We start from the raw sequence: 22,619 nt of genomic DNA, 5'->3' as shown, positions 1-22,619 counted from the left end.
CGCACCCTCTATGAGTGTTAATCGCTTATTCTACGGTTTTGACCGGTAGCACAATTCGCGACTGATATTGATTAGCGTGATGAATCGAATTATTGGCTACAACGGCTTTAATTTCATCATAATTATTGCCTCCCGTATTTAAATTACGCATATATTGTGGAAACTTACTTGATGAAACTTCAAGTCTGATCCTATGTCCGGCTTTAAACAGATTGCTGGTTGATAAAGGGCTGAAGTTGAGTTCATAGACTTCACCTTTTTGCATAAACACCGGTGTTTTGTAACCCTCTCTGTAACGTGCACGCTGAATAGTGTCGTCCACATTGTATGCAACGCCATCGGGGTCTACGTCGACTAGCTTTACCGTAAAGTCAGTATCTTTAGCGTCGGATGAAACATACAGCGTAATATCAATATGACCGGTAACTTCCATATCCTTATCAAGTGGCTCACTGCTATAAACAAGCACATCTTGTCGAGCTTCTATCGCTCTCTGATCATAGGACCCGCCGGGTGAAGCCCCTGAATTACAGCATACACTGCCGCCTAGTGCTTGCACTGGATTCATTGGGTCATATTGATAATTATCCTGCTCAGACTTAGATGATTTTGTTAATTGTAATTTGCCATCACCATATAGACTATTAGCCTCGCCTGCACTGCTTAAATATAGTGTCACAGGCTTAGAACTCTTGGGTGGCCAGTTATCAGCAGTTTGCCATTCGTTTGCGCCCATTGTGAAGTATTTTACTTTCGAATTATTCTTTTTGAAATCACTCTTTGCATCTTTCATCCAGTAATCGAACCATTCAATAATAAGCGCGTCAGGGTCCATCTTGACTCGTCCCATGTTTCGTTCACCAACAATCAAATCGTCGTATTTCGGAATACGCCAAAAGCCACAGTGCAGATTTGGTGCAATAACCATATACTGGTTGTCTCGTACTTCGGGATCGGATGCATTTTTTGTGACGTGATTAAACAGATCTAGATTAGGACCCTGTGAAACGTCATACCAACTATTAAGCCAGAGAGCAGGAACACCAAAATCTTCGGTGTCATGGTACAAACCGCCTTCTAACCACTCGGGATCTCCGGGTTCACGTTTTACCATTTCTAAAAAGGGGCCATCGTTACCATTTATGTTTTCAAACCACGATTCCAGTGGCAGCTTTTTAGTTTGCTCCTTCCAATCAACCTCAGGCATTTCAGCGGATAAGTCATACGACTTACGCAGGCGTTGTAGCTGTTTTTGCGTTAAGCTATCAGGAAATCGCGGCGCTAGGTTTTGCTGCACACTATACAGCCAGATACTAAATAAGGTTTGATGAACGCCTCCTTTGTACCAGTTACCCTGTTCGGTATATCGACCGACTTTTCCAATGCCAGCACCAGCTGCAGCCGGCACCATTGCGGTGTGGGCAGGATGATTTTGGGCAGCTAAACCCAGTTGCCATTCGGCGGAGGACGAGCAACCAAAAGTACCCACTTTGCCAGAAGACCATTCTTGTTCTTCGATCCAGGATAAGGTGTCATAACCATCAGTACGTGGATGACCTAGTATTTGCCACTCACCTTCAGAATAATATCGACCCCGTTCATTTTGGATAACGAAAGCATAACCATTTTTTACTGCGAGCTTTGCCATTCGAAGACTACCACGTTGCAGTTTATTTTCATTATACGGGGTCTTTAATAATATCGTAGGCAGTTTACCGACGGCATTTTTAGGTCGATAAACGTCGGTAGCCAAACGCACCCCATCGCGCATGGGCATCATGACCATTGTATCGCTAGTTGCCATGTCCATTAATGCTTTATAGTCTTCTTTATCATCGGCTAAGACTGACGAGGATGATATTATACCCAGTACCAAACTACTGATAAAAAGTAATGTTTTAATATTCATGATTATTCCTCCATTTTGACAACAACCCAGAACAGATGTTGGTTGTCGGTATTTAATAATAGTAAATGGCTGTCCTCAAACTTATTGTTAAGTTAAGCGACGGCGCTGACTAATGCATACTTTTGTGAATCTAAAACGACTAGTAGACTAAACTAAAGCATAAGTATAATCGATTCAACAGAGTTTGATTTTATTATGACTATGGATAGTGCGCACGAGGGTGACCAAAGATAAGACTCAACTGTGTACTATCAGAAATTTATTGACTGCACGTTTTCTGTCCCCAAAGCAAAAGATGCTCTATCTATGAGCAATCAAAGCCTCATGCTGTCCTTGTAGAAAGTCATTGAATGGGAGAGTAAACCTGCTACAATTTCGGATGGAAACGAGCTTTAATATATATCAAATAAGCAGATCAATAGTACTCGTAACCATCAAATAAAAAATGCTATTTTACAACTTTATAGGCGCATTTGAGGTATATATATTGAACGGTGTAAATGCATAGTATTCCGCCAATATGTAACTTATAGACTTGCTACCAAAGACGATTGCGACGATGCAGTTGTTACATTGATGTTAGATAGCAGATATCATTTATTAATAAAGGATAACTTGTTTTGGAAGATAGAAAATGAATCAAAATAAGCTAAAAATAGTCATTCTGGGCGGTGGTACTGCGGGGTGGATGACTGCTAATCTGATGGCTGCCAGGTGGAAAGATAAAGACATACAGCTCACATTAATCGAATCGCCTGACGTTGGTATCGTGGGTGTAGGAGAAGGCTCAACACCTTCCCTACAAAACTTTTTTCAAGAGATAGGTGTCCAAGACTCAGAATGGATGCCTGAATGCAATGCAACATACAAAAATGGCATTACCTTTGAAGGCTGGACATCAATTCCCGGATTCGAAACGTACTGTCATCCTTTTCCATCCAAAATGGATAACCATACCTTTCCTAAGTTTGATCGTAATTGTCAATTAAGAAGGCATAATTTTGATGTAGAGGCACATCCAGACCGTTTTTTCCTTGGATCTTATCTCTCTCAAAATCAAAAGAGTCCTAAAGCAAATCATAATTTTCCCTTTGACCATCCTAATGGCTATCATTTTGATTCAGGTTTATTAGGTAAGTTTTTAAGAAAAAAAGCGCAACAATGTGGTGTGGAACATTTATCACGTCATGTGACTCGTGTTAATCAAAAAGAAAATGGTGAAGTTCGTAGTCTTGATTTTAAAGAAGGCGAATCACTAGAGGCAGATTTTTTTGTCGACTGTACTGGTTTTGCAGGGGTTCTGTTAGAAAAGACATTAAAAGTACCGTATATAAAACTCGACAAAATGCTGTTTAACGACACAGCAGTCGTCGTTGCAACACCCAGTGATAAACATAGCTTGAATTCACAAACCAAAAGTACGGCATTAAAACATGGTTGGGCATGGGATATTCCGCTAACCAGTAGAACAGGCAATGGCTATGTATTCAGTTCCAAATACTGTTCGATAGCCGATGCTGAAACTGAATTCAGAGAACATTTAGGTTTATTGGAAGCGGATGTAGAGGTTAGAACTGTAAAGTGGAAGCAAGGAAGGCTTGAAAAAAATTGGAGTCAAAATTGTCTGGCCGTCGGATTATCGCAGGGGTTTCTCGAACCGATTGAAGCCATGGCGCTTCACCTTGTGTATAACAGCATTGGTCACTTTATAACTGAATTTGAAAATGGCAATTTTACCAATCAAAATCAACAAAAATATAATCAGATTATTGACCGTGGATTTGATGGTGTAGTCGACTACATCGTAGCGCATTATCGAATGAATTCTAGGCGCGATACTGAATATTGGCGTGATAACGCAGAAAACCAAAATATGACCCCTTCATTTATGGCTATCGTGCAAAGCTGGTTGGGTTCCTCTCCAAATAATTTAGCAGAAGAAATTAGAAAATATGATAGCGGTAGTTTCTTTCCCCTTGTGTCTTGGCAAATATTATTTGCAGGATATGGTGTGTTTCCTTCAAAGGAAAATGTAAAGCCACAAAATCAGGGTAATCAGTCTGTTAATATGTATGAATTAGACGATTTTATTAAACGCTGTGGTTCCAATTATAGTGCTCACCTTGAGGCTCTCGACGCACTAAAATAAGTCAATTGAGAATTTAATACGTAGCAAATAAAAACCCCAAATCCGAAAGGAAGTGGGGTTTTTTTATGGCTCTTAAACGTTATAAGAGTCCGTATTTACATAGAAACTTGATTAGAACTTATACTTAGCTAACCAGAATACGCTCTGTCCAACCTGATCATAACCAGAACCTGTCATACGTCCACCACGATCGTTTCCTTGACCACTAGAAACTGTTGCTGGCGATTCATCCGTAATATTACTGATACCAAATGTAGTACTGAAGGTATCATTTGGAGTCCAAGTTAGAGACAAATCAGAATAGAACGCAGATTCAGCGACACAATCTAAGTAAACATCAGGGTCACCGGTAATAGTGGCTGCACTGGCACCTGCGTTACTTGCAAGACATGTACTGCCAGACGTAGCTGGGTCACGAATAAAGCGTGAAGTTTCATCTATGAATCGACCGCTATAAACCAACGAGTAATCACCCATATTGAACATTAACTGAGTAACTAAGCGTATTTCAGGCGTTCCGAATGTGCCAACAAAATCGTCTTTACCACCATTTGGAAGAGTGTCATCTTTAATGATAGTTTGACTTCTTTCGTCCTGGAATGTCGCTTGCACTGTCCAGACAATGTCATAGTTGTCGTAGTTTAGACCTAGACGCGTATTCAAATCATAACCCGTTGATACTTCAGCACCAATGTTTACGAACGATGCATCAACATCAGCAACAAATCGAGTCGCTTCCGATAGATTTTGATTTCTAGCCCCAACTAAACTACAGAACGGACTCGCTAGACCGGGAACATCGGAGAAGCAACGATCTAAAATGAACCCAGCTGATACAGATTGAATGGTATTTTCGATTTCTATATCAAAGTAGGTTATTGAAAAGTCGAAGCTCATATCGTCGTTATCAATTGGCTGCGCTTTAAATGTGAACGTCGTCTGATCTGATGTTTCAGGAAGCAAGTTATCAACTGCACCACCGATTTTTACCGGTATAGTAGTTGACCCTTGAGAACCAAGAGTAAATGGGTTGGCACCACTTAGCACACAGTTATCCAATGTTAGTTGGGTGCGTGTTTCTAAGCCAGGATCATATACTGCTGGACTGCCATCCGCAAATGCAGCTCCGTTACAAGGATCAGAACCACCGCTTGTGCCATCGAATTGATCGCCTAAGAACTGCTCTCGTAAGTTTGGAGTACGGAACGAAGTACCATAAGCCGCGCTAAAAGACATCCAGTCTAGAGGGGCATAAGTGACACGAACACGTTCGGTATTTTCGCCACCAAAGTTAGACTCATCGGTATAGCGCATTGCTAAATCAACCGTTAGATCATGTGCACCATCAACTTCACGAAGTATCGGCAAACTCAATTCACCGAAGATTTCGTTAATTGTGCGGGCACCAGCAGTAATGCCCTCAGTCCCAGGACTTTCTGCTACAATCAGACCATTAGCACCATTAAAATCAGCTTGCGAATCAATAGTATCGCGACGTGCTTCAACACCAACAACTAAGCTTGCTGTGCCACCATTGTCGAATGAAAATAGCTCACCGGTAGTAAAACCAGACAAGACAGACTGTGTTACAACGGTTCTATTAACGCGCTGACCGATTAAGTATCCTGCTTCTGCTGCAGTCAGTGAGCCAGTGCTGTCGCCCGAATTGCCATAAAGACCCGTGTTAAAGAAATCAACAGGAACACAGTCTTGTGCACTAATAATACCACCCCACGTATTGTTAGCTACGATAGGAACGCCACAAGCTAATTCGCCATTTGAATCTAGGCGAAGTGTTTCTATTGTGAATATTAAGTTTCTTTCATCCATTATTGGTTGACTTGCCGCACCATCACCTCTGTCATAACTTGCAAAGAGGTCAAATGTCCAGCCGTTGTCTTTAGCCCATTGGCCAGGTAAATCACCATTGATACCCGTAGAAAAGCGGAAGTGGTCAAGTTCAACATCACGTTCCTGCTTAAGATTATCAATCGTAATAATAGGTAAGGCATCAGTTCCAAAAGGGTTTAACGGATTAGGAACTAAATCCCGAGTCCCGTCTGCGTTTAAAACGATATTACCTTCAGAATTCTCATAAGGAATTAATGCAGGAATACCAGGGTATATCTGCTCAGTCGACGCTTTATTTGTCAAGTGGCGGTGGAAGTAAGAGGTAGCAAATGTTATTGCAATGTTGTCTTGTTCACCCCATTCTGGAAAATAACTACCACTGGACATTAGTGAGAAGCGCGTAACAGGCGACACAAGGTCAGATCGTAAACGATCAGGTACATCACTGTAATCAGGATTAAGCGTAAAACGGTCATTTCCTACCTGAGTTCCTAAGAAAGGATATTGAGCACTCCATACATCAGGAATATTAGCCTGATTACTCCAATTAGGAACAGGTTGGCCGGTTAATGGGTTTGTCAGATTTGATTGGCCCGGCGTATAGAAGTTCCAAATATTACCAGAGGCATCGTTACTTGACAGTGCTGCATTATCTGGAAAACCATTTCTACAATAATTATATTGCTCGCCGGTAGAAGCGTTGATTTCCTTTCGCTCAATACAGTCAACACGGTCACCTAACGCAATACGCTCACGTTCGTAGTACTCACCACCAAAGATGAATTTAAAACGCTCGCCTTCAGCACCGGTTACAAATGATAATTGTTTAACTTCGCCACCCGCATCAGACGGTGAAGTGATATTCACGCTAAGTTGAGCACCATCAAATGAGTCTTTCAAGATAACGTTGATAACACCTGCTACCGCGTCAGCGCCGTAAATAGCAGAAGCTGAGTCTGACAAGACTTCAATTCGGTCAACCATATCCAGTGGTATCAAACTTAAATCAGGTTGTGATGGCGCGCCACGGACACCTGATGCACCTAATCGATTGCCGTCGAGAAGTATTAATGTTCTTTCCGCACCTAAACCACGTAAACCAACGTTAACAGAGCCAACACCACCGGCTGGAGGCGCCTCTGTTGCATTTGAATTACCTGAGTTAGTGTTAATTGTGTTATCTATTTGTGTACCGTTAACAAGGGAAATACGCTGTAGCATATCGCCTACATTCGTAATACCAGCTTGTTTAGCATCGTCAACATTAAGCACTTGAATGGGTGATGCAGAGGCAAACTCGTCACGTGAAATACGAGTACCCGTGACAACGATCTTTTCCGTCGTTACTTTCTCTTCATCATCTTGTGCGTATGCCGCAGGAATTGCATTTACAGTTACCCCAACTACAAGTGCTATGCGTACTGCATTGCTTAGTTTATTATTTTTAAATTTCAATGTGTTGATCTCCGTTAGAATGAAACTTTTAATATTTCTATACTTATTAACCCACTGTTTTATATCAGTTTTAGGTTTATCAGCGAACATCTATTAGACTACTCAGATTATATGAGAAACCTCGATTCACTTGATTCAAGATATTAGACCCATTCCTTTAATTTTGCAAACAGACTGCTGTTTTGTTTAACTTTTCGTCATTATGATCAATAAATGAGATGAGCCATAGCAAGACACGTCATTATCGAAAATGAAACATTTGAAGTCGACTTTTCCTTTGCTGCAGTGTTGCCCAGTACTGGTGAAGATAACCGCGCGCGCAGGTATACCTGAACTCTATTTTTTAGGCGAAATTGCTTGAGGCAGCTGCAGAGTGTTTATTATTGTGCAGCAGTCAAAACAGGGTGGTGAGCTACTTTACCAATGAAAAAGGAACGCTAAGCTCAACGGAGCTATCTGCTCCAACACCCAATAAGAAATCACCTATTTCGACATTTAATTGATTGCAAATATCATAGAATGCCAAGTCATCGGTGTGCATTTCAAACATAACATTGACGCTTGACTTGGCTTTTAGTAATACGCGTTTGAAGCCTTTTAATTCCCTCACCGGTCGGGTAACCGAACCGACTAAATCTCGAATGTAGAGTTGTACAATTTCTTCAGCATCCACGTCACTTTTATTTTCTAATATCAATGAGACTGAAAATGTTGAGTCTAGTTTAATTTCATGCTGGCTAATATTGACGTGATGATATTCAAAATTAGCGTAGGACAATCCGAAGCCAAACGGATACAAGGGTGAAAAATGCGTATCCAAATGGGTTGCCGCCATCCCTAAAGAGGTCTGTGCAGCCCTAACAGGGACATCGTCAATAAAAATAAAACTCTCTTCGGTCGGCGGGCGACCTGAATTTTTTTGCGCATAATAAATCGGAATTTGGCCCACCACTCTGGGGAATGACACCGGCAACTTCCCCGAGGGAGATACATCCCCAAAGAGTAATTCAGCAATAGCGAGTCCGCCCATCGTGCCCGGATGCCACGCATATAGAATACTATCTACTTTGTCGAGTATTGGTTGCAAAGTCAGCGGCCTACCGGCTAACACGACCAATACAATTGGCGTATTTGATTGCGATAAGTGCTCAATGAGATCTAGCTGTGCGCCCGGTAAGTCGATGTTTGCTCTGCAATGAGCTTCTCCTGACAAAATCGATTCTTCGCCTAAATATAAAATCGCTACGTCAGCGTTATTAGTCAGTTCAAGGGCCTTATCAAAATGCTGAGTGTTACTATCACGTGATGTACAAAGTACAGATTCAAATTCAATTGCAATACTTTGCCCTGCTAGCGCCTTTAAACCGCTAAGGCAAGTGACACTGTGTTTCTCTTCACCGTCGAATACCCAAGTACCTAATTGTTCATAACCATCGTGTGCCATTGGCCCAATCACCGCGATACGTTGAGTTGATCCCCTATTGATAGGCAAAACAGGGGTATTACCATGACGCTTTTTATTTTGCAGTAATACACAACTTTTTTGCGCTGCTTCTTTGGCTACTTGCAAATTCTGAGCGTTCATTAGTTGCGGTAATACTGAAGCGTCTGTAAATGCGTTTTCAAATAAGCCTAGCGCAAATTTTAGATGTAACACATTTAACACCATTTGATCGACTTCGGCTTGGTTAAGCTGATTTTCGGCAATTAGGTCCGCCATATTGTCGATATAACAATGACTTGCCATCTCCATATCAACACCGGCTTTAGCCGCTAAATAAGCCGACTCTTTTTGACTAGCAGACAAGCCATGTACCTGAAGTTCTTTTATTGACTCCCAATCGCTAACCACTAACCCTTGATAATTCCACTCGTCTCTCAATACCTGCTTCAACAGCCATCGATTGCCAGTGGCGGGCACTCCATTTAAATCACTAAAAGAAGTCATAAAGGAGGCCACACCGGCTTTAGCTGCTTGCTGAAACGGTGGCAAATAAACGTTGCGAAGTTCATTTTCAGGGATATTTGTCGCATTGTAATCGCGACCACTTTCGCTAGCACCATAGCCAGCAAAGTGCTTTACGCAAGAAGCAATAGCGCCTGGCGACGACAAATCATCAGTTTGAAAACCCTTAACCATAGATGCACATAATGCGGCGCATAGAAATGGGTCTTCACCCAAACTTTCAGCTATTCGTCCCCAGCGAGGATCACGCGCAATATCAATCATAGGAGCAAACGTCCAATTCACGCCCACCGTTGCGGATTCTTCCCCTGCTATTCTTGCTCCTTTCTCAACGATCTCAGGTGACCACGTTGCCGCTTGACCTAGGGGGATTGGGAATATAGTTTTAAAACCATGAATAACATCGCGCCCGATTAGCAGAGGAATGCCTAAGCGGGTTTCTCTTACCGCTAAACGTTGCAGTTCATTATTGGTGGCTAAGTCAACTTCATTGATAACAGAGCTAACCCTGCCGTGTCTTATTGCATTGGCTAAATCGTCGGGTATGTGCGCTCCGGCACTGGATACTTGAGACAATTGCCCCAACTTCTCGTCTAATGTCATTTTACTGAGTAATTGTTTAGCTTGACTGATAATCTCAGGAGAATACAAATGGGACATATAAAGACTCTTGTTCGAATTTGGTTTAAAAATAGCTGCAAGCTCAAGTCAGTCAAACGACGCTACCGACAACTTTCCCGAGTTTATATAATGCAACTAGAGTAAACATGAGAATAACGTAGTCCAGCAAAACAAGATAAAGTGGACCGCTACTGAGGTAAGCTGAGACTGAGTGTCCAGATGTTTAAGTAAGAATGAAAAACAAGGTATGTGCTTATTGTTTTTTATACTTTTATTAAGCTTTTGTTATAGTTATGCTTGATAGTGTCCTATTTAACGCAGCATAAGGCCTAGCTATCGCATATCGTTTGTTAAATTAACCTAGCAACATTAGCGTAGACGATTAACTTTACAATTATTTAACATGAGCCCATTAATGAGCGCAGACGTTGTAGCAAACGGAAAAATCCCCTTCCTTCAAAAAATCATTTACGGCCTTGGTGCCCTCATCAATAACCTATTATCTGCTGCTATTGGTGGTATGGTTATTGTCCTAAATCTAGGTCTTGGAATGAACCCCGCTTTAGTCGGCTTGGTCAGTGCAATGCCGAGGTTAACCGACGCCATTACCGACCCATTGATGGGTTACATATCAGACCATACTAAAAGTAAATGGGGTCGCCGTCGACCGTATATTTTTTGCGGTGCCATTGCGGCAGGTATTATTTTCGCACTTTTATGGCAGCTCCCTGAAGGCAAAAGCGAAGAATACTATTTTTGGTTTTTTCTTATCGGCTCATTTATCTTCTATTTGGCCTACACTATGTTTGCAACGCCCTGGGTGGCCTTAGGTTATGAACTAACACCTGACTACCATGAGCGCACAAGACTCATGGCAACACAGAATTTTATGGGTCAAATTGCCTACTTAATTGCGCCATGGTTTTTATGGTTTATGCAAAATGATCTCTTATTTGAAGACATGATGGCAGGTGCTGCTTGGTTGGCCGTCATCATTGGCGCATTCACAATATGCGTTGGAGTTTTACCCGCTATTTTTCTAAAAGAACCCATAAAACATGTGCAAGCGGGGCCGATCCCAGGCGAACAATTTATTACACCCGGTGTAAAAGGCTTCCTTAAAGGCTTCGCGACGACGGTCAAATTTAGGCCTTTTCTATTTTTGTGTGCTGCTACCTTTTTAGTATTTAATGGTTTTATGATGGTTGCATCATTCCAATCCTACGTCATTATCTACTATATATTTGGCGGTGATACCTCAATGGGAGCCGAGTATGCAGGTTGGTCCGGCACGTTAGCTGCTATATCTACTTTTTGCGTCATCTTTATTGTAACCAAATTTTCTACCCACTTTGACAAGCGCAAAGGCTTCTTTTTTGCCATTGGTATATCAGTGGTGGGTTATGTATTGAAATGGTTCTGCTACACTCCTGATTATCCGCTACTAATGCTATTACCGGTCCCTTTCATTGCTTTTGGTCTTGGTGGTTTATTCACCCTAATGGGCTCTATGATTGCAGATGTGTGTGACATGGATGAGCTCAATACGTATGAAAGACGTGAAGGCATGTTTGGTTCTATATACTGGTGGGTTGTGAAGCTTGGAATGGCTGCAGCACTTGCTGCGGGTGGTTTCTTGTTGAATGCAACTGGCTTTGATGTTGCATTGGGTGGCGCCCAAGCTGCGGAAACCATTTACCTGATGCGCATCTTTGATGCCTTCATTCCCGCTTTGTGCTCTGCCATTGCAATATTGATGGTGTATTGGTATCCAATTACTGAACAAAAAGCAGGGGAAGTAAGAGACGCCTTGGACGCTCGCAGACTGTCTGTCGACCCTGTTAGCAAGTGATAAAGATGGATGCTGGCTGAGGTAAAAAGCACCTCAGTTTAGCCAATTTTATGACTCATATTTTTGACCGTTTGCGAACTGAAGAATGCATTGATATATTAAACATATCGGGATCATAGGAACTAATAACCCAGTCAGCTATGCTCTTAAAATGAAGTACACCAACACAGGCTAAAAAAAAATGGCTAAGCCTAATAAAAAAGCGCCCGAGTCCTGCGTGGATATTTACTGTAATAAATGCAAAGCACCGTTATTTAAATACCGCAAGGGCGGCAAAGGATCGTTGGTTAAATGCTTTAAACAGCGCATCAGTAAGGACTTCACTTTACTGCCGTGCACCTGCCCAAATTGCCATGTTATTTTTGCCAGAGAAACCCTAATAAGAGGCACTCCAGCGTTCAAAATGATCGGCGGTAAAGTGTTTAGTAAATAATTTCTTTACGCCATTTTATTACTATTTACAGTGGCATCAGAACCTAAGACACCTGTTATTAATTGGTCTTAACGATAGAACGCTGCAACCTTGCCTTTTACCGTCATCGTAAGCGGTTGTCCGCGACGGTCCAATGCTTTGTGCGACGGGACTTTTACCCAACCTTCACTGATGCAATATTCCTCAACATCAGCCCGTTCTTTGCCATTGAACATAATTCCAATTTCATGCTCAAAAATTTCTGCCACATGATGTGGGCTGCGCGGATTTACGCTAAGTCGATCAGGTAAAGCTGGTTTAGATGTAGTGTCGGTCATGGTCGAGGTCTATCGTTAATAAAATTTCCGCTATTGTAGGCAATACAGGCCTTATGCTCAAGAGCGACATTAATAAATGTGAGTGACTTGTCCCACGTCTCTAAATGTAGAGTAAGACCAAAGGCTAGAAAAAATGCGGATGCAAGGCTGCATCCGCAGAAATGGTATGTTATTTCGCCATATTTTACAGACCTATATACTACTAGCTAGCTCGCGCTATAAAGTCTGCTTCTGCCAATCGATACATCAATTCGCACAATCCCTCCTGAACGAGCAAATAACATTTGACTTAACTCTTGATCCAGCTCATTTGCCATCATTGTGTGCTTTTCGCCATCTTCAGAATAAATAGTCATTAGTGCATCATCATTATTGCTTATTGAGTAGATAACTGGCACTTGGCACCATGTAAAAGCCAAACTGCCACTGTTGAGGTCGATTGTCTTCCATGCCTCATTGATATCTAGATAACGGAACGTTGTTGCTTGCGTGGTGAACTCCTGTGCTCTTAGTAAGAAAGGGTCAAAACTAACCTTACCATTAGTCACAAAGCAGCCTAGCTCGCCCATTCTAGTCAATAGCTCTTCTTTGACTTGACCCGTCATACCAGGTTGTTGAGCACCCGCATGTTTCGGTGTGTGTGAGTAAGGGTCTGCTGGGAAAGCGCCATACTCTTGTGGTGTTTTGTTAAATCCGATACCCAAGCGCACATTATAATAGTGGGCGATTAATGCTTGCGATGTTGCTGATTTACCTTGCTCATAAACACTTCGTATTGCCACTTCTTGCACCGCAAGTAATAGCTTAGATACCATGTGCCAGTAAATACATCCTAATCCTTCAAATCCAAACATGCCGCCAGAGCGACCGGTAAAGGCGCTGTGATTAAAGACAGATTCATAAATATCTAAGATCATATTTAATGCGCTGTCGGTTGCTAAGTCTGGGTATTCCTGTGCTATGCGAGGCCAAATTTGTTTAATAGCGTTGGCGTTTGTTAATTCACTACTAAAACGATAGTTTTCTAGGACATCGAGTTTAATCAGGCGATTATCATCCTGTGCGAGCATTTTTGCTAACAGTGGGTGATTTATGACAGCGTGCTTAGGAACACAGTTTTTACTGATAAAACCTTGCTGTTTTCTATCAGGGTAAAGCATAAACGTTTTTTGGTCCGCTCTATAAATGTCGCTTGCATACAATGTGTCCATTACCTCAACCGCTCTTTGAGAGCTCAATGCTCCCGAACTTAGTGCCGCTACCTGCCCTTCTAGCATGTCGTAAAGATGACTCACGTTTAGGGATTTTGGATTAATGCTAAGCACATTGTAAGCATGGTATAAACCTGACTCGCTATAATTAGTTTCAATACTGCGAGTTATTAGCGGCTTGGCACTAGAAAGCAAGGCCTTGAGTTCATCTATACTGACAACTTCCTTTGTATAATTACCTGAGTGATGATACATTTTTGCGCGGTATTCACTGGCTAATGTACCTAGCTTTTGTAAGGTAGAAAATTGTAAACTTGCAGATACTTTGCCTTGTTCTATCTGCGCACCTGCACTTTGCAGAATATATGTCGTTCCTGTTAACCACTCGGCGACTTCTGTCGTCATGGCAAACTGTTTATCGGTGTCCTCAATTGAAACGAGTAATTGTGTTACAAACGTCAAATAACGATTCAGATAACACAACGTGACCATCGACAAACCTTGCCCAACCAAGGCATTGTTAGCATCATTCCACTCTGGGCGCTGGGTATTTAGCCAAATTCCACCATCAATAACTAGGTTGCTCAATTTTGATAGCAGCGGTATAAATAGCTTCTCAACTAGGGACACTTGATAAACTTGACCCTGAGCATCTAGCACTAATTTGCCATCAGACCCTAAACGCTCGATATTTCGGTCGATATCTTCAGCCAGTTCATTATCAAATAAAACAGTGTCTTTGGGTGAATCAATAATGTTATGCAACGGTTTAATGCGATAAGGCACATTGGCATAGCTGTAAACAGATTGTTCGAGTAAAGATGCCAATTTCCCGGGGTGGAAATTATTAGAAGATTCCAATAATTTCAATAAGTAAATAATCTGGTGATCGCCCCAATAACCAATGTAACTCCATGGGTCATCCGGCTCTTCAATTTCCCAATCAATACCTTGCTTAGTGATGCGATATGGATTGTAACCATCCAATGTAGAGGCGTTGACAAATTTTGCAATAACCGACTCAATAAATGAAGGATAACTGAGCGTTAGCGCTTCCCAATTTTGGAAAATATCGCGCCAATTGCCTTGATAAGATAAGAGAGGTTGACCTCGGTCGTCTTTCAATTCAATAGCGAACTGATTCCAAGGGCGACTAGGATCGCCATGACGACGACCGAAAGTAATCGGTAAATATTCATAGATTAATCGACTCAACTGCACATCTTTTAACGCTTCAACGGATGCCATGAGCTCGTCCAAGCTTACATTTTCGGGCAGATTGCTTAATACAGCCTTTTGCCTTTCATAAATATCATGATTGAAATGCTGTAGAGTCTTGAGTAAATCGGCACGCGAAATCAGATATTGATTAGCAAAAATACCGCCACGTAAAACATTAAACAGCGTGTTTGCATAATGGTGCAGAGAAACGTCTTCTTCTGCAGTTACTTGGAATCCATCTGATGACGCCATAATGCGGGCTAATGTGTCATTACCGGTTAAAAATGATTGCTGCATTTTTTCAGCGACAGCCGATTCATTCAACAACGCATGTTTTAGCGCCACAACATCGGTTTGGTCTTTTTCGACATCAACATTGATTGACCACTTTTGAGCGCTATGCGCGGCTAACGTAAGATGGCTATGCACTAAATAACAACTGCGCACACCACGACTATAATCTGAGCTATGCAGCACTTGGCCGGCTTTAAATAAATCTAAACTTGAAGAGGTTAAATGCACGGTTGAACCCGGCAAACCTAAGCGAAAAACCGTATTTGCACGCAACGCTTCTACTGGCTCAGCGCGGTCAGTAATAGCTGAATAAAGCGTATACAATGCCAATCCAGTTTCCTGGTCTACTTCTGTCCATTTATAAGCGTCAACCAGATTACTCGACTGTGACTGTGTAAATGAAGGCGTGCCAGCGGGAAGTATATTTTGTAAGCCATCGATTAACTCAAGCGAACGAGGTTGCTCACCTAGGTTTTCTAATTTGCATTGTCTGCTAATACCAAAATCACTGGAAAACTGCCAAGAGTAGCGAAATGCCAATTGTAAATCATGATTTATTTCTTCGAAACAAAGGACATTGCCTAAGAGGTTTTTATACAAATTTCGGGTTACGTGATATCTATCATCATGCTCACGATTATAGGGTTCCCAATACACGCTTTTGTGCGCGGACTGGATCACTTTAATAATGGTTTTTGGACCAGTATGCGGCGTACTCTCGTACAACTTATCCACGGTAACGTAAGGAAAAACAGCTTTATCGGGGGACACTCTGCCCATAGTTAGGCCGCCGGTAGAACCGGCAAATAACCAATGATCTTGATCAGAAACGACACTGATAAAAAAGGGGGCCATTTGGTCAACATGACTAATTTTGTAATAGGTGTCGCCATCCATTTGTATAAAAGCACCGCTAACGGCGTCATCCGGCTTAGCGTCAGCATTAAGTGACTTGTTGTCCATATTCAAACTCTCTTGTTAATTAGGCTGTTTTTGTTTTTATTCTGCCAATTGATAGATTCGCACATAGTCTACTTCCATTCTTAATGGGAATATAGAGGCGTCGATTGGGCCGCCAGCGCGACCCCAACTTCCGCCTATGGCAAGATTTAAAATTACATTGTAAGGGTGGTCAAATGGCCAAGCTCGCCAACCACTTCCCTCATTTTTATAATAGAAATAGGGGGCATCATCAAACGAAACAATAATATGTTCAGGGCTCCATTCCATCGAGTAAAGATGGAACTCCTTATCGACATTGCGTCCTTCAACACTGGCTTTGCGTTGTTCCCCGTTAACCCAGTAATATGCTTTAGTGTGCACCGTTCCGTGCACTACTTGCATGTCATATCCAACATGTTCGAGAATATCGATTTCACCCGAGTTTGGCCAAGCATCGCAGGTTCTGCTGCCTTGCCAATCTTCACCTGGTGCACATGAAGTTGCGTACTTGTAAGGATTTGAGGGCAGCATCCATATCGCCGACCAAGTACCTTGACCTCGCGGTATGCGAGCTCGAACTTCTACTTTACCGTATAAGAAATCACCACTGCCACTATTGTGCAATCTTGCTGATGTATATTCTGCTTGTTCGAATTTTTCTTTATGGGCTTCTATTATTAGCATACCATTTTCCACTCGAGCATTTTTTTCTCTATTCGTATAAGCCTGGTCTTCGCTATTTACTTTTCTTGCTGGCCAAACATTGTGCTGCCATTTGCTAGCATCCGGTAAGCCATCTTGTGCAAACTCATCATTCCACATTAACTGCCAATTGCGCGGGTCATTAGGTGTCTTGCGTATGACCATGGCATGAATTATGGGTTGGCCCTTAAGTGCAACCAGTTCGACGTTTAGAACGCCATCTGTGACCTCAACACCGGTAATCGTTCTTGCCAAAGAGGATAAAATGTTATTGTCTCGAGCAAGGAGGATATCTAAACCAGAAATGACCGTCTTACCCTCTACATTAATGTCAAATTGACGTTCGCCAACCTTGATATTATCTGGCTCAGCAAACTTAAAAGTAAGCGCATACCGACCATTATCTAGCGGAAATTGAAGCACAAGATTGTTTGTTGTCGTTGCCGCTCGATATGTCCTAAACAAGGCTGCATCTTGACTGCCCTTTATTTCTGCTGAAGACCCCACTACAGAGTCTATATTGAGGCTATCAGCTAAGTATAAAACACCATCGCTTGCCTTATACTCAGGACCACCAAAATTAAGTGCAACAACTGTTTGTGCATATGGATGAAGGCCTGCTATTGGTGCCGGCTCAGGGAGTTTAGGATCGTTTGACTTGGGTTTGCATGCGGCAACTAAAAACAGAAGAAGAAATACAAATGCCGATATAAATAAGTGTGTGGAATTTTTGCCGTTAGCGTTATTCATATGGATCCAATTTAGTCAATTTACCGATTATTCAAGACATAACATAATGAACAATCGGGCGAAGTTAATCATTTGTCCCGTTATTACAATCTAAACAAGATAGAACGGACTATTACTAAGACAAAGTGAATCGTTAATCAGCGGACTCTGTTTTAAACAAGCTATAAACGCCCCCTTTATGACATCCTAAATTAACTAATAACGGCAGATTTACTGTGGTTACGCTCATTGCTTGAGAAATATTATATATCACCGCGACGTTCAATCAATTTCTCTTTAATTTGATGTGCTTTTTCTTCGGTAATATCGTAATTCCACATCATTAGAATAGCCAGTGCAGCGGTAGTTGCAGGAATAATAATATCGGCAATCCGCAAATTAGTCATTGTTTCCACGCTTTGCGTTGCGACACCAGCGTCAAACCCAACAAGCTTTAATACAACACCACTTAATATTAATGCCAATGCCTGACCTAGTTTGACCATCAGCCAGTAAATAGCCGCAAAGGTGCCTTCTTTGCGAGGCATGCCATTATTTAATTCGTCAAGATCACAAACATCAGCAGTCATGCTCAACATTAATGTGAATAAACCGCCTATGCCGAACGACATCAAAGGTATAGGCATGAACATTAACCATGGGTTTTCAGGATTAAATCCATACCATTTTAATGCGTAACCAAAAATTGATAGCACGGTAGATATAATAAAAGCTTTACGCTTACCCCACTTGTTTGCCATCCAACTGACGATAGGAATAACCAAAAAGGCGGTAACAAAAGCACTAACAGTAGAAAACCAGGCAGGCCAAGAACCGGTCGCAGCGTAATCGCCATCGAACATATGAAATACAATAATAAAATAACTAAAGGAGGCAACTAGCTGAAAACCATTGAATACAAAGAAGGTGGCACCGCAAAGTCTTACAAAAGCAGCATTTTTGAATGCTTGGCCAATACTTCTGAATATTCCCATAACATTACTTGAAAGCGTTCGAAACGAAATTTCTGCCCTATTGTCAATATGCGAACTGTCAATCCCCTTACAAAATAGTCCAGGTACAATCCCTAAGACGATGCAAGCACCTGAAACATATATCGCGAGATGCCTTACTCCTTGTGCCTGACTATCGAATAAATCGGGGTCGGCAATCATCACCCAAAACCAGGGTACAATCATCCATGCGATTTGACCCATAAACTGTGAGGTTGCCATAAGACGCGTTCGCTCCTTATAGTCTGAGGTCATTTCATAGCCTAAGCCAACAAAGGGGGTTGCAAACATGGTGTTACCGATGGTGAAAGCCATCGAAAATAACAAGATATACCAAAATGTGTAATTTTGAGAATTAGTAGGATCAAGCTGCCACAACAAAGCAAAGCAGGTGCCACTTAAAATTGCACCCACGACTATGTAGGGCCGACGTCTACCCCATCTGGATTTTGTGTTATCTGTAATAAAACCCATAATAGGGTCAGTTATAGCATCAAATAAGCGGGGTAAACCGCCCAATAAACCAGCGAGTATTGGGTCTACACCAAATGCTGTTATTAAAAAGAACGCAAATATTCCTAAAGCTGCAGGTAGCAAGTTAAGTACAAGTGTTCCCGTTCCATAAGCAGCTTTTTCGCCCAATGGGATTCGATCTTTAGCGGCAGTATCATAATGCGACATATTTTTATTCAAATGCATTTGTAAACGGTTTGTAAATATATGTTATTTAGAAAGCATTTTCTAAATAAAATGGCGATAATTCGGTAGCTTGAACTTTTAACGTGTTGGGTGGGACAAAATAATAAGAATTATCTGTATTATGGAAAACATAAAAGTATAAATAACCTACCGAAGCACAAGAAAAAGACCCCCAATAACCCCAATAAAGTCCTTTTAAGCTCAAATAACTTGCTAACAGTAAGCAACAACTGCTGTACTGAATTAATTCTTTTTACGTTTAAAGTCAGTTATATGAAATTATTATCTGCTATTACCTTCATCGTAGTACTAGTTAGTTTTAACTTACAGGCGAACCACATGACAGAGCAACACAGCAAATCTTTATACACAAAACCAGTCTTTGAACCCATGCTAAATGGGGAGTGGATTGGATTAGGTATTGCTTACGGTTCTTATCGTGATAATGAAAGCCCGGATAGAAAAAGCGTATCGTCTGAACAGGATATTCTTGAAGACATAACTATTTTAACCACTAATCACGGCGTATCTTGGAACCTTATCCGCATGTATGCCGCAGACCCAGCTAGTGAGCAAGTGCTGAAGACCATAAAGAAACACAACTTACCTGTAAAGGTAATGCAAGGCGCTTGGTTATCTTCAACTCAAAGCGATGCTGAAAATGAACAGCAAATTTCTGAAGTTATTCGACTCGCAAATGAATACAAAGATATTGTTGTGAGCGTTAACTTAGGTAATGAAATTTTTGTTGACTGGTCTGCGCACAAACTGGAACTGAGCGATATTCCACAATATTTAAATTGGGTTAAAAAGGTAAAAGCGGCTGTAGATGTGCCGGTAACACTTGCAGACGACTACAACTTTTGGAATAAGCCTTGGAGTCAGGAAATAGCCCAACAACTCGATTATATTGTTTTGCATGCTTACGCAATGTGGAATTCACAAGCATTAGATAATGCGGTGCCTTGGACCGAAAAAACGTATCATGATATTGCTGCATTGCATCCAAATAAACAGATTGCTCTTGGCGAATCGGGCTGGGCTACTAGTTCCGTCGGTAGCAATGGCGATGAGGGTCTCATCATTGGAGAGGCCAGTGAAAAAGCGCAGAAAATATTCTTTAATACTTATCGACAATGGTTAAAAGACAATCGTATTGTGTCTTTCTATTTTCAAGCTTTTGACGAAAAATGGAAAGGCGGTGAAGATAAACCAGACGCTATAGCAGAAAAAAACTGGGGGGTATTTAACTCAGACAGAACGCCTAAGTTAGTGGTTCAGGGCGCATCTAAATAAGAGCTCGTTAACGGTGATGGGCAACGTTCATGCTGCGCTCATCACCGCTTAATTAAGCGTTTTGCATCACCAATTTAGGACTTCGGTCAACGTAAAACAATCCCCAATGCTTTTCTGGCTCTTGCGGATCATCTGAGCCCTTCCAAGGTTCATCAAAAGCCTCAAATACAAAAGTTAATATCTTTTCGCTGTTAGTCCACCTTAATAACTGTTGGTAATACTCAGCTTGTAAGGTATCAGAAGCATTCCAGGCTTCTATGCCGCAACCATTAGATTGTGTGGTCCAACCGGCCTCTGTGATCACAATCGGCACACCGGGATTACACTCCTGTACAGAGTAGTAATTCTGCTTAGTATACTCTAATGCATTTTCGATGCTTTGAAACTCCCATACTGGATAAGTATGAATAGATATAAAATCAAGCTCAGCGACTAAAGGAGCAAGTTTGTTCGTCCAAGGCACATAATTTTCGCAAAACGTAATAGGTACGTCGATTTTACTTTTAATATGCTGTGCAAATTCAACTAAGCGCTCAACTGGCACCATATGGTCAGTCCAATCAACACTGGCTTCGTTACCTATTGAGACCGAAAATACGTGCTGAGGATAGCGACTCGTTAAATCGATTAAACGCTCAATATCCTCGCTATTCGCTTGACGATTCAAAGCTAACTGCTGTTCGCTAAAATGAGCACCCCAAGGACAATTTGGATTACTAACTTCGGCGGCAATGTCGACTCCCAACATCAATGCAAAGTCGAGGTTCTCGTTGGCAATTACCGATAAAACAGTTTCTGCATGTTGACTACAATCATAAAGTCGTAGGTAAGACCAATCTTTCAACAGTAATAAGTCTTGTTTAATTTGCTCATAACTCGGGTATATACCTAATCTTGGGTTTTGCCCTTCTCTGTAACCTGAATAACAGATGGCTTGTCCATGTTTACGGCCACAACGTTGTTCAAGGGAAGTTAATTGCCTAGATTCATTTAGCATATTTATGTTTTCCGTCTTTGTCTAATATGCCCCAGTAAGCGCCAACATCGCCCTCATCTGCAATCTTCCAGTCTTCATCGAAAGAGGAGAAATAAAACATATCAATGCCTTCTTCTTGCGCCCAATGATACGCATTAACAAAATAGCGAATGGCGTTTTCATAAGAAGGAACGGCGGCTCTGTCAGGTGTACCTTGATCCGGCCAACCAGTTTCACTCACAATAACAGGTTTGCCGTTGGCTACTTTCACAGCGCGGGTATACATATTTTTCATGTATGACAGAGCATGTTCAGCAGGGTAGCCTTCCCAAAAAGGATAACAGTTGGCGAATATTACATCACATGCATCGGCAACTGAGGGATGATTTTCAAATAGAAAATAAGCGTCAACATACCCCACCGAAACGCCTGGCGCGCCTTGTTTTGCTCGGTTAATATAAGCGACTAATTGTTGCTCGGTCATCTCTTTTCGCAGCATGACTTCATTGCCTACTGCCAGCATAGCGGCATGACCGGCTTGAGCAATATCGATTGCATTTTGAAGTTCTTTTTCATTGTTCTCAAAATCATCATTTAACCAAACTCCAACCATGGTTTTTAGTCCATATTCAGCTGCAATTTTGGGAATTAATTCATTACCTTGAGTACATGAAAATGTGCGTATCCACTCTACGTAGGGCAAAATTAACTGCAAACGCTCATGTATCTGTTGTTCTGTAATTTGAGTGCCCGGTGCTTGACCTGATACATATGGACTAAATGATAACCCATGGATCTTGTTGTCCAATAGTTTTTTAGCTTCTGTTTGCAATTCAGAAACAGATAATTGGGCTGCAGTTAGACGCAGATTACGATAATATTTTCCAGACATAGTCATCTCTATTTAAAAGTTTAGAAACTAAGGCGCTTCTAGTGCCTTAATTATGTTTAATTTTGATACCAACTCATTTTCAAATTTAAAG

Annotated in this window: 13 protein-coding genes; 4 read left to right on the top strand and 9 right to left on the bottom strand. The window is 41.6% G+C overall.

The window, feature by feature from the left end; genetic code table 11:
- Nucleotides 1-25: 25 nt before the first annotated feature.
- Nucleotides 26-1,909: a CocE/NonD family hydrolase gene (locus CXF81_RS02530; protein ID WP_101179786.1), complete on the bottom strand. Its 1,884-nt coding sequence runs from the start codon at nt 1,907-1,909 to the stop codon at nt 26-28.
- A 634-nt stretch (nt 1,910-2,543) separates the two neighbouring features.
- Here CXF81_RS02530 and CXF81_RS02525 point away from each other — a divergent pair.
- Nucleotides 2,544-4,058 carry a tryptophan halogenase family protein gene (locus tag CXF81_RS02525; protein ID WP_101179785.1) on the top strand — a complete coding sequence of 505 codons (1,515 nt, stop codon included), beginning with the start codon at nt 2,544-2,546 and terminating at the stop codon, nt 4,056-4,058.
- A gap of 111 nt (nt 4,059-4,169) precedes the next feature.
- Here the strand turns inward: CXF81_RS02525 and CXF81_RS02520 are convergent, their stop codons facing one another.
- Nucleotides 4,170-7,364 carry a TonB-dependent receptor domain-containing protein gene (locus tag CXF81_RS02520; RefSeq protein ID WP_198556298.1) on the bottom strand — a complete coding sequence of 1,065 codons (3,195 nt, stop codon included), beginning with the start codon at nt 7,362-7,364 and terminating at the stop codon, nt 4,170-4,172.
- Nucleotides 7,365-7,776: 412 nt separating this feature from the next.
- Nucleotides 7,777-9,990 (bottom strand): glycoside hydrolase family 3 N-terminal domain-containing protein, encoded by a 2,214-nt coding sequence (locus CXF81_RS02510; protein WP_101179783.1) that lies wholly within the window; start codon nt 9,988-9,990, stop codon nt 7,777-7,779.
- A gap of 376 nt (nt 9,991-10,366) precedes the next feature.
- Here CXF81_RS02510 and CXF81_RS02505 point away from each other — a divergent pair, with 376 nt between their 5' ends.
- Nucleotides 10,367-11,803, top strand: a complete 1,437-nt coding sequence (locus CXF81_RS02505) for an MFS transporter (RefSeq protein ID WP_101179782.1) — start codon at nt 10,367-10,369, stop codon at nt 11,801-11,803.
- A gap of 181 nt (nt 11,804-11,984) precedes the next feature.
- Nucleotides 11,985-12,236 (top strand): hypothetical protein, encoded by a 252-nt coding sequence (locus CXF81_RS20200; protein ID WP_101179781.1) that lies wholly within the window; start codon nt 11,985-11,987, stop codon nt 12,234-12,236.
- 68 nt (nt 12,237-12,304) lie between these two features.
- Here CXF81_RS20200 and CXF81_RS02495 read toward each other — a convergent pair whose 3' ends face one another.
- The 4 genes from CXF81_RS02495 to CXF81_RS02480 all read right to left on the bottom strand — a co-directional run bounded on the left by CXF81_RS02495 (nt 12,305) and on the right by CXF81_RS02480 (nt 19,346).
- Complete coding sequence (locus tag CXF81_RS02495; RefSeq protein WP_101179780.1) at nt 12,305-12,553, bottom strand: DUF3297 family protein; 249 nt, start codon at nt 12,551-12,553, stop codon at nt 12,305-12,307.
- Between the two features lie 206 nt (nt 12,554-12,759).
- Entirely contained in the window at nt 12,760-16,242 is a 3,483-nt protein-coding gene (locus CXF81_RS02490; protein ID WP_101179779.1) for a hypothetical protein, read from the bottom strand.
- A 36-nt stretch (nt 16,243-16,278) separates the two neighbouring features.
- Nucleotides 16,279-17,673, bottom strand: coding sequence for a family 16 glycosylhydrolase (locus CXF81_RS02485; protein ID WP_101179778.1), 1,395 nt, complete (start codon nt 17,671-17,673; stop codon nt 16,279-16,281).
- A gap of 242 nt (nt 17,674-17,915) precedes the next feature.
- Entirely contained in the window at nt 17,916-19,346 is a 1,431-nt protein-coding gene (locus CXF81_RS02480; protein WP_232771752.1) for an MFS transporter, read from the bottom strand.
- A 291-nt stretch (nt 19,347-19,637) separates the two neighbouring features.
- Here CXF81_RS02480 and CXF81_RS02475 point away from each other — a divergent pair, with 291 nt between their 5' ends.
- The gene (locus CXF81_RS02475) at nt 19,638-20,660 is read left to right on the top strand and encodes a glycosyl hydrolase family 17 (protein ID WP_232771751.1); all 1,023 of its coding nucleotides are present in this window, start codon (nt 19,638-19,640) and stop codon (nt 20,658-20,660) included.
- A gap of 52 nt (nt 20,661-20,712) precedes the next feature.
- Here the strand turns inward: CXF81_RS02475 and CXF81_RS02470 are convergent, their stop codons facing one another.
- The gene (locus tag CXF81_RS02470; protein WP_101179775.1) at nt 20,713-21,657 is read right to left on the bottom strand and encodes a glycosyl hydrolase family 17 protein; all 945 of its coding nucleotides are present in this window, start codon (nt 21,655-21,657) and stop codon (nt 20,713-20,715) included.
- A complete protein-coding gene (locus CXF81_RS02465) occupies nt 21,647-22,528 on the bottom strand; it encodes a glycosyl hydrolase family 17 protein (protein WP_101179774.1) in 882 nt (293 codons plus the stop codon). Before CXF81_RS02465 ends, CXF81_RS02470 begins: the two co-directional genes overlap by 11 nt.
- Nucleotides 22,529-22,619 lie beyond the last annotated feature (91 nt).

The organism is Glaciecola sp. 33A, from assembly GCF_002836745.1.
GTDB lineage: Bacteria > Pseudomonadota > Gammaproteobacteria > Enterobacterales > Alteromonadaceae > Glaciecola.
This window is presented reverse-complemented; position numbering and strand designations above follow the sequence as displayed.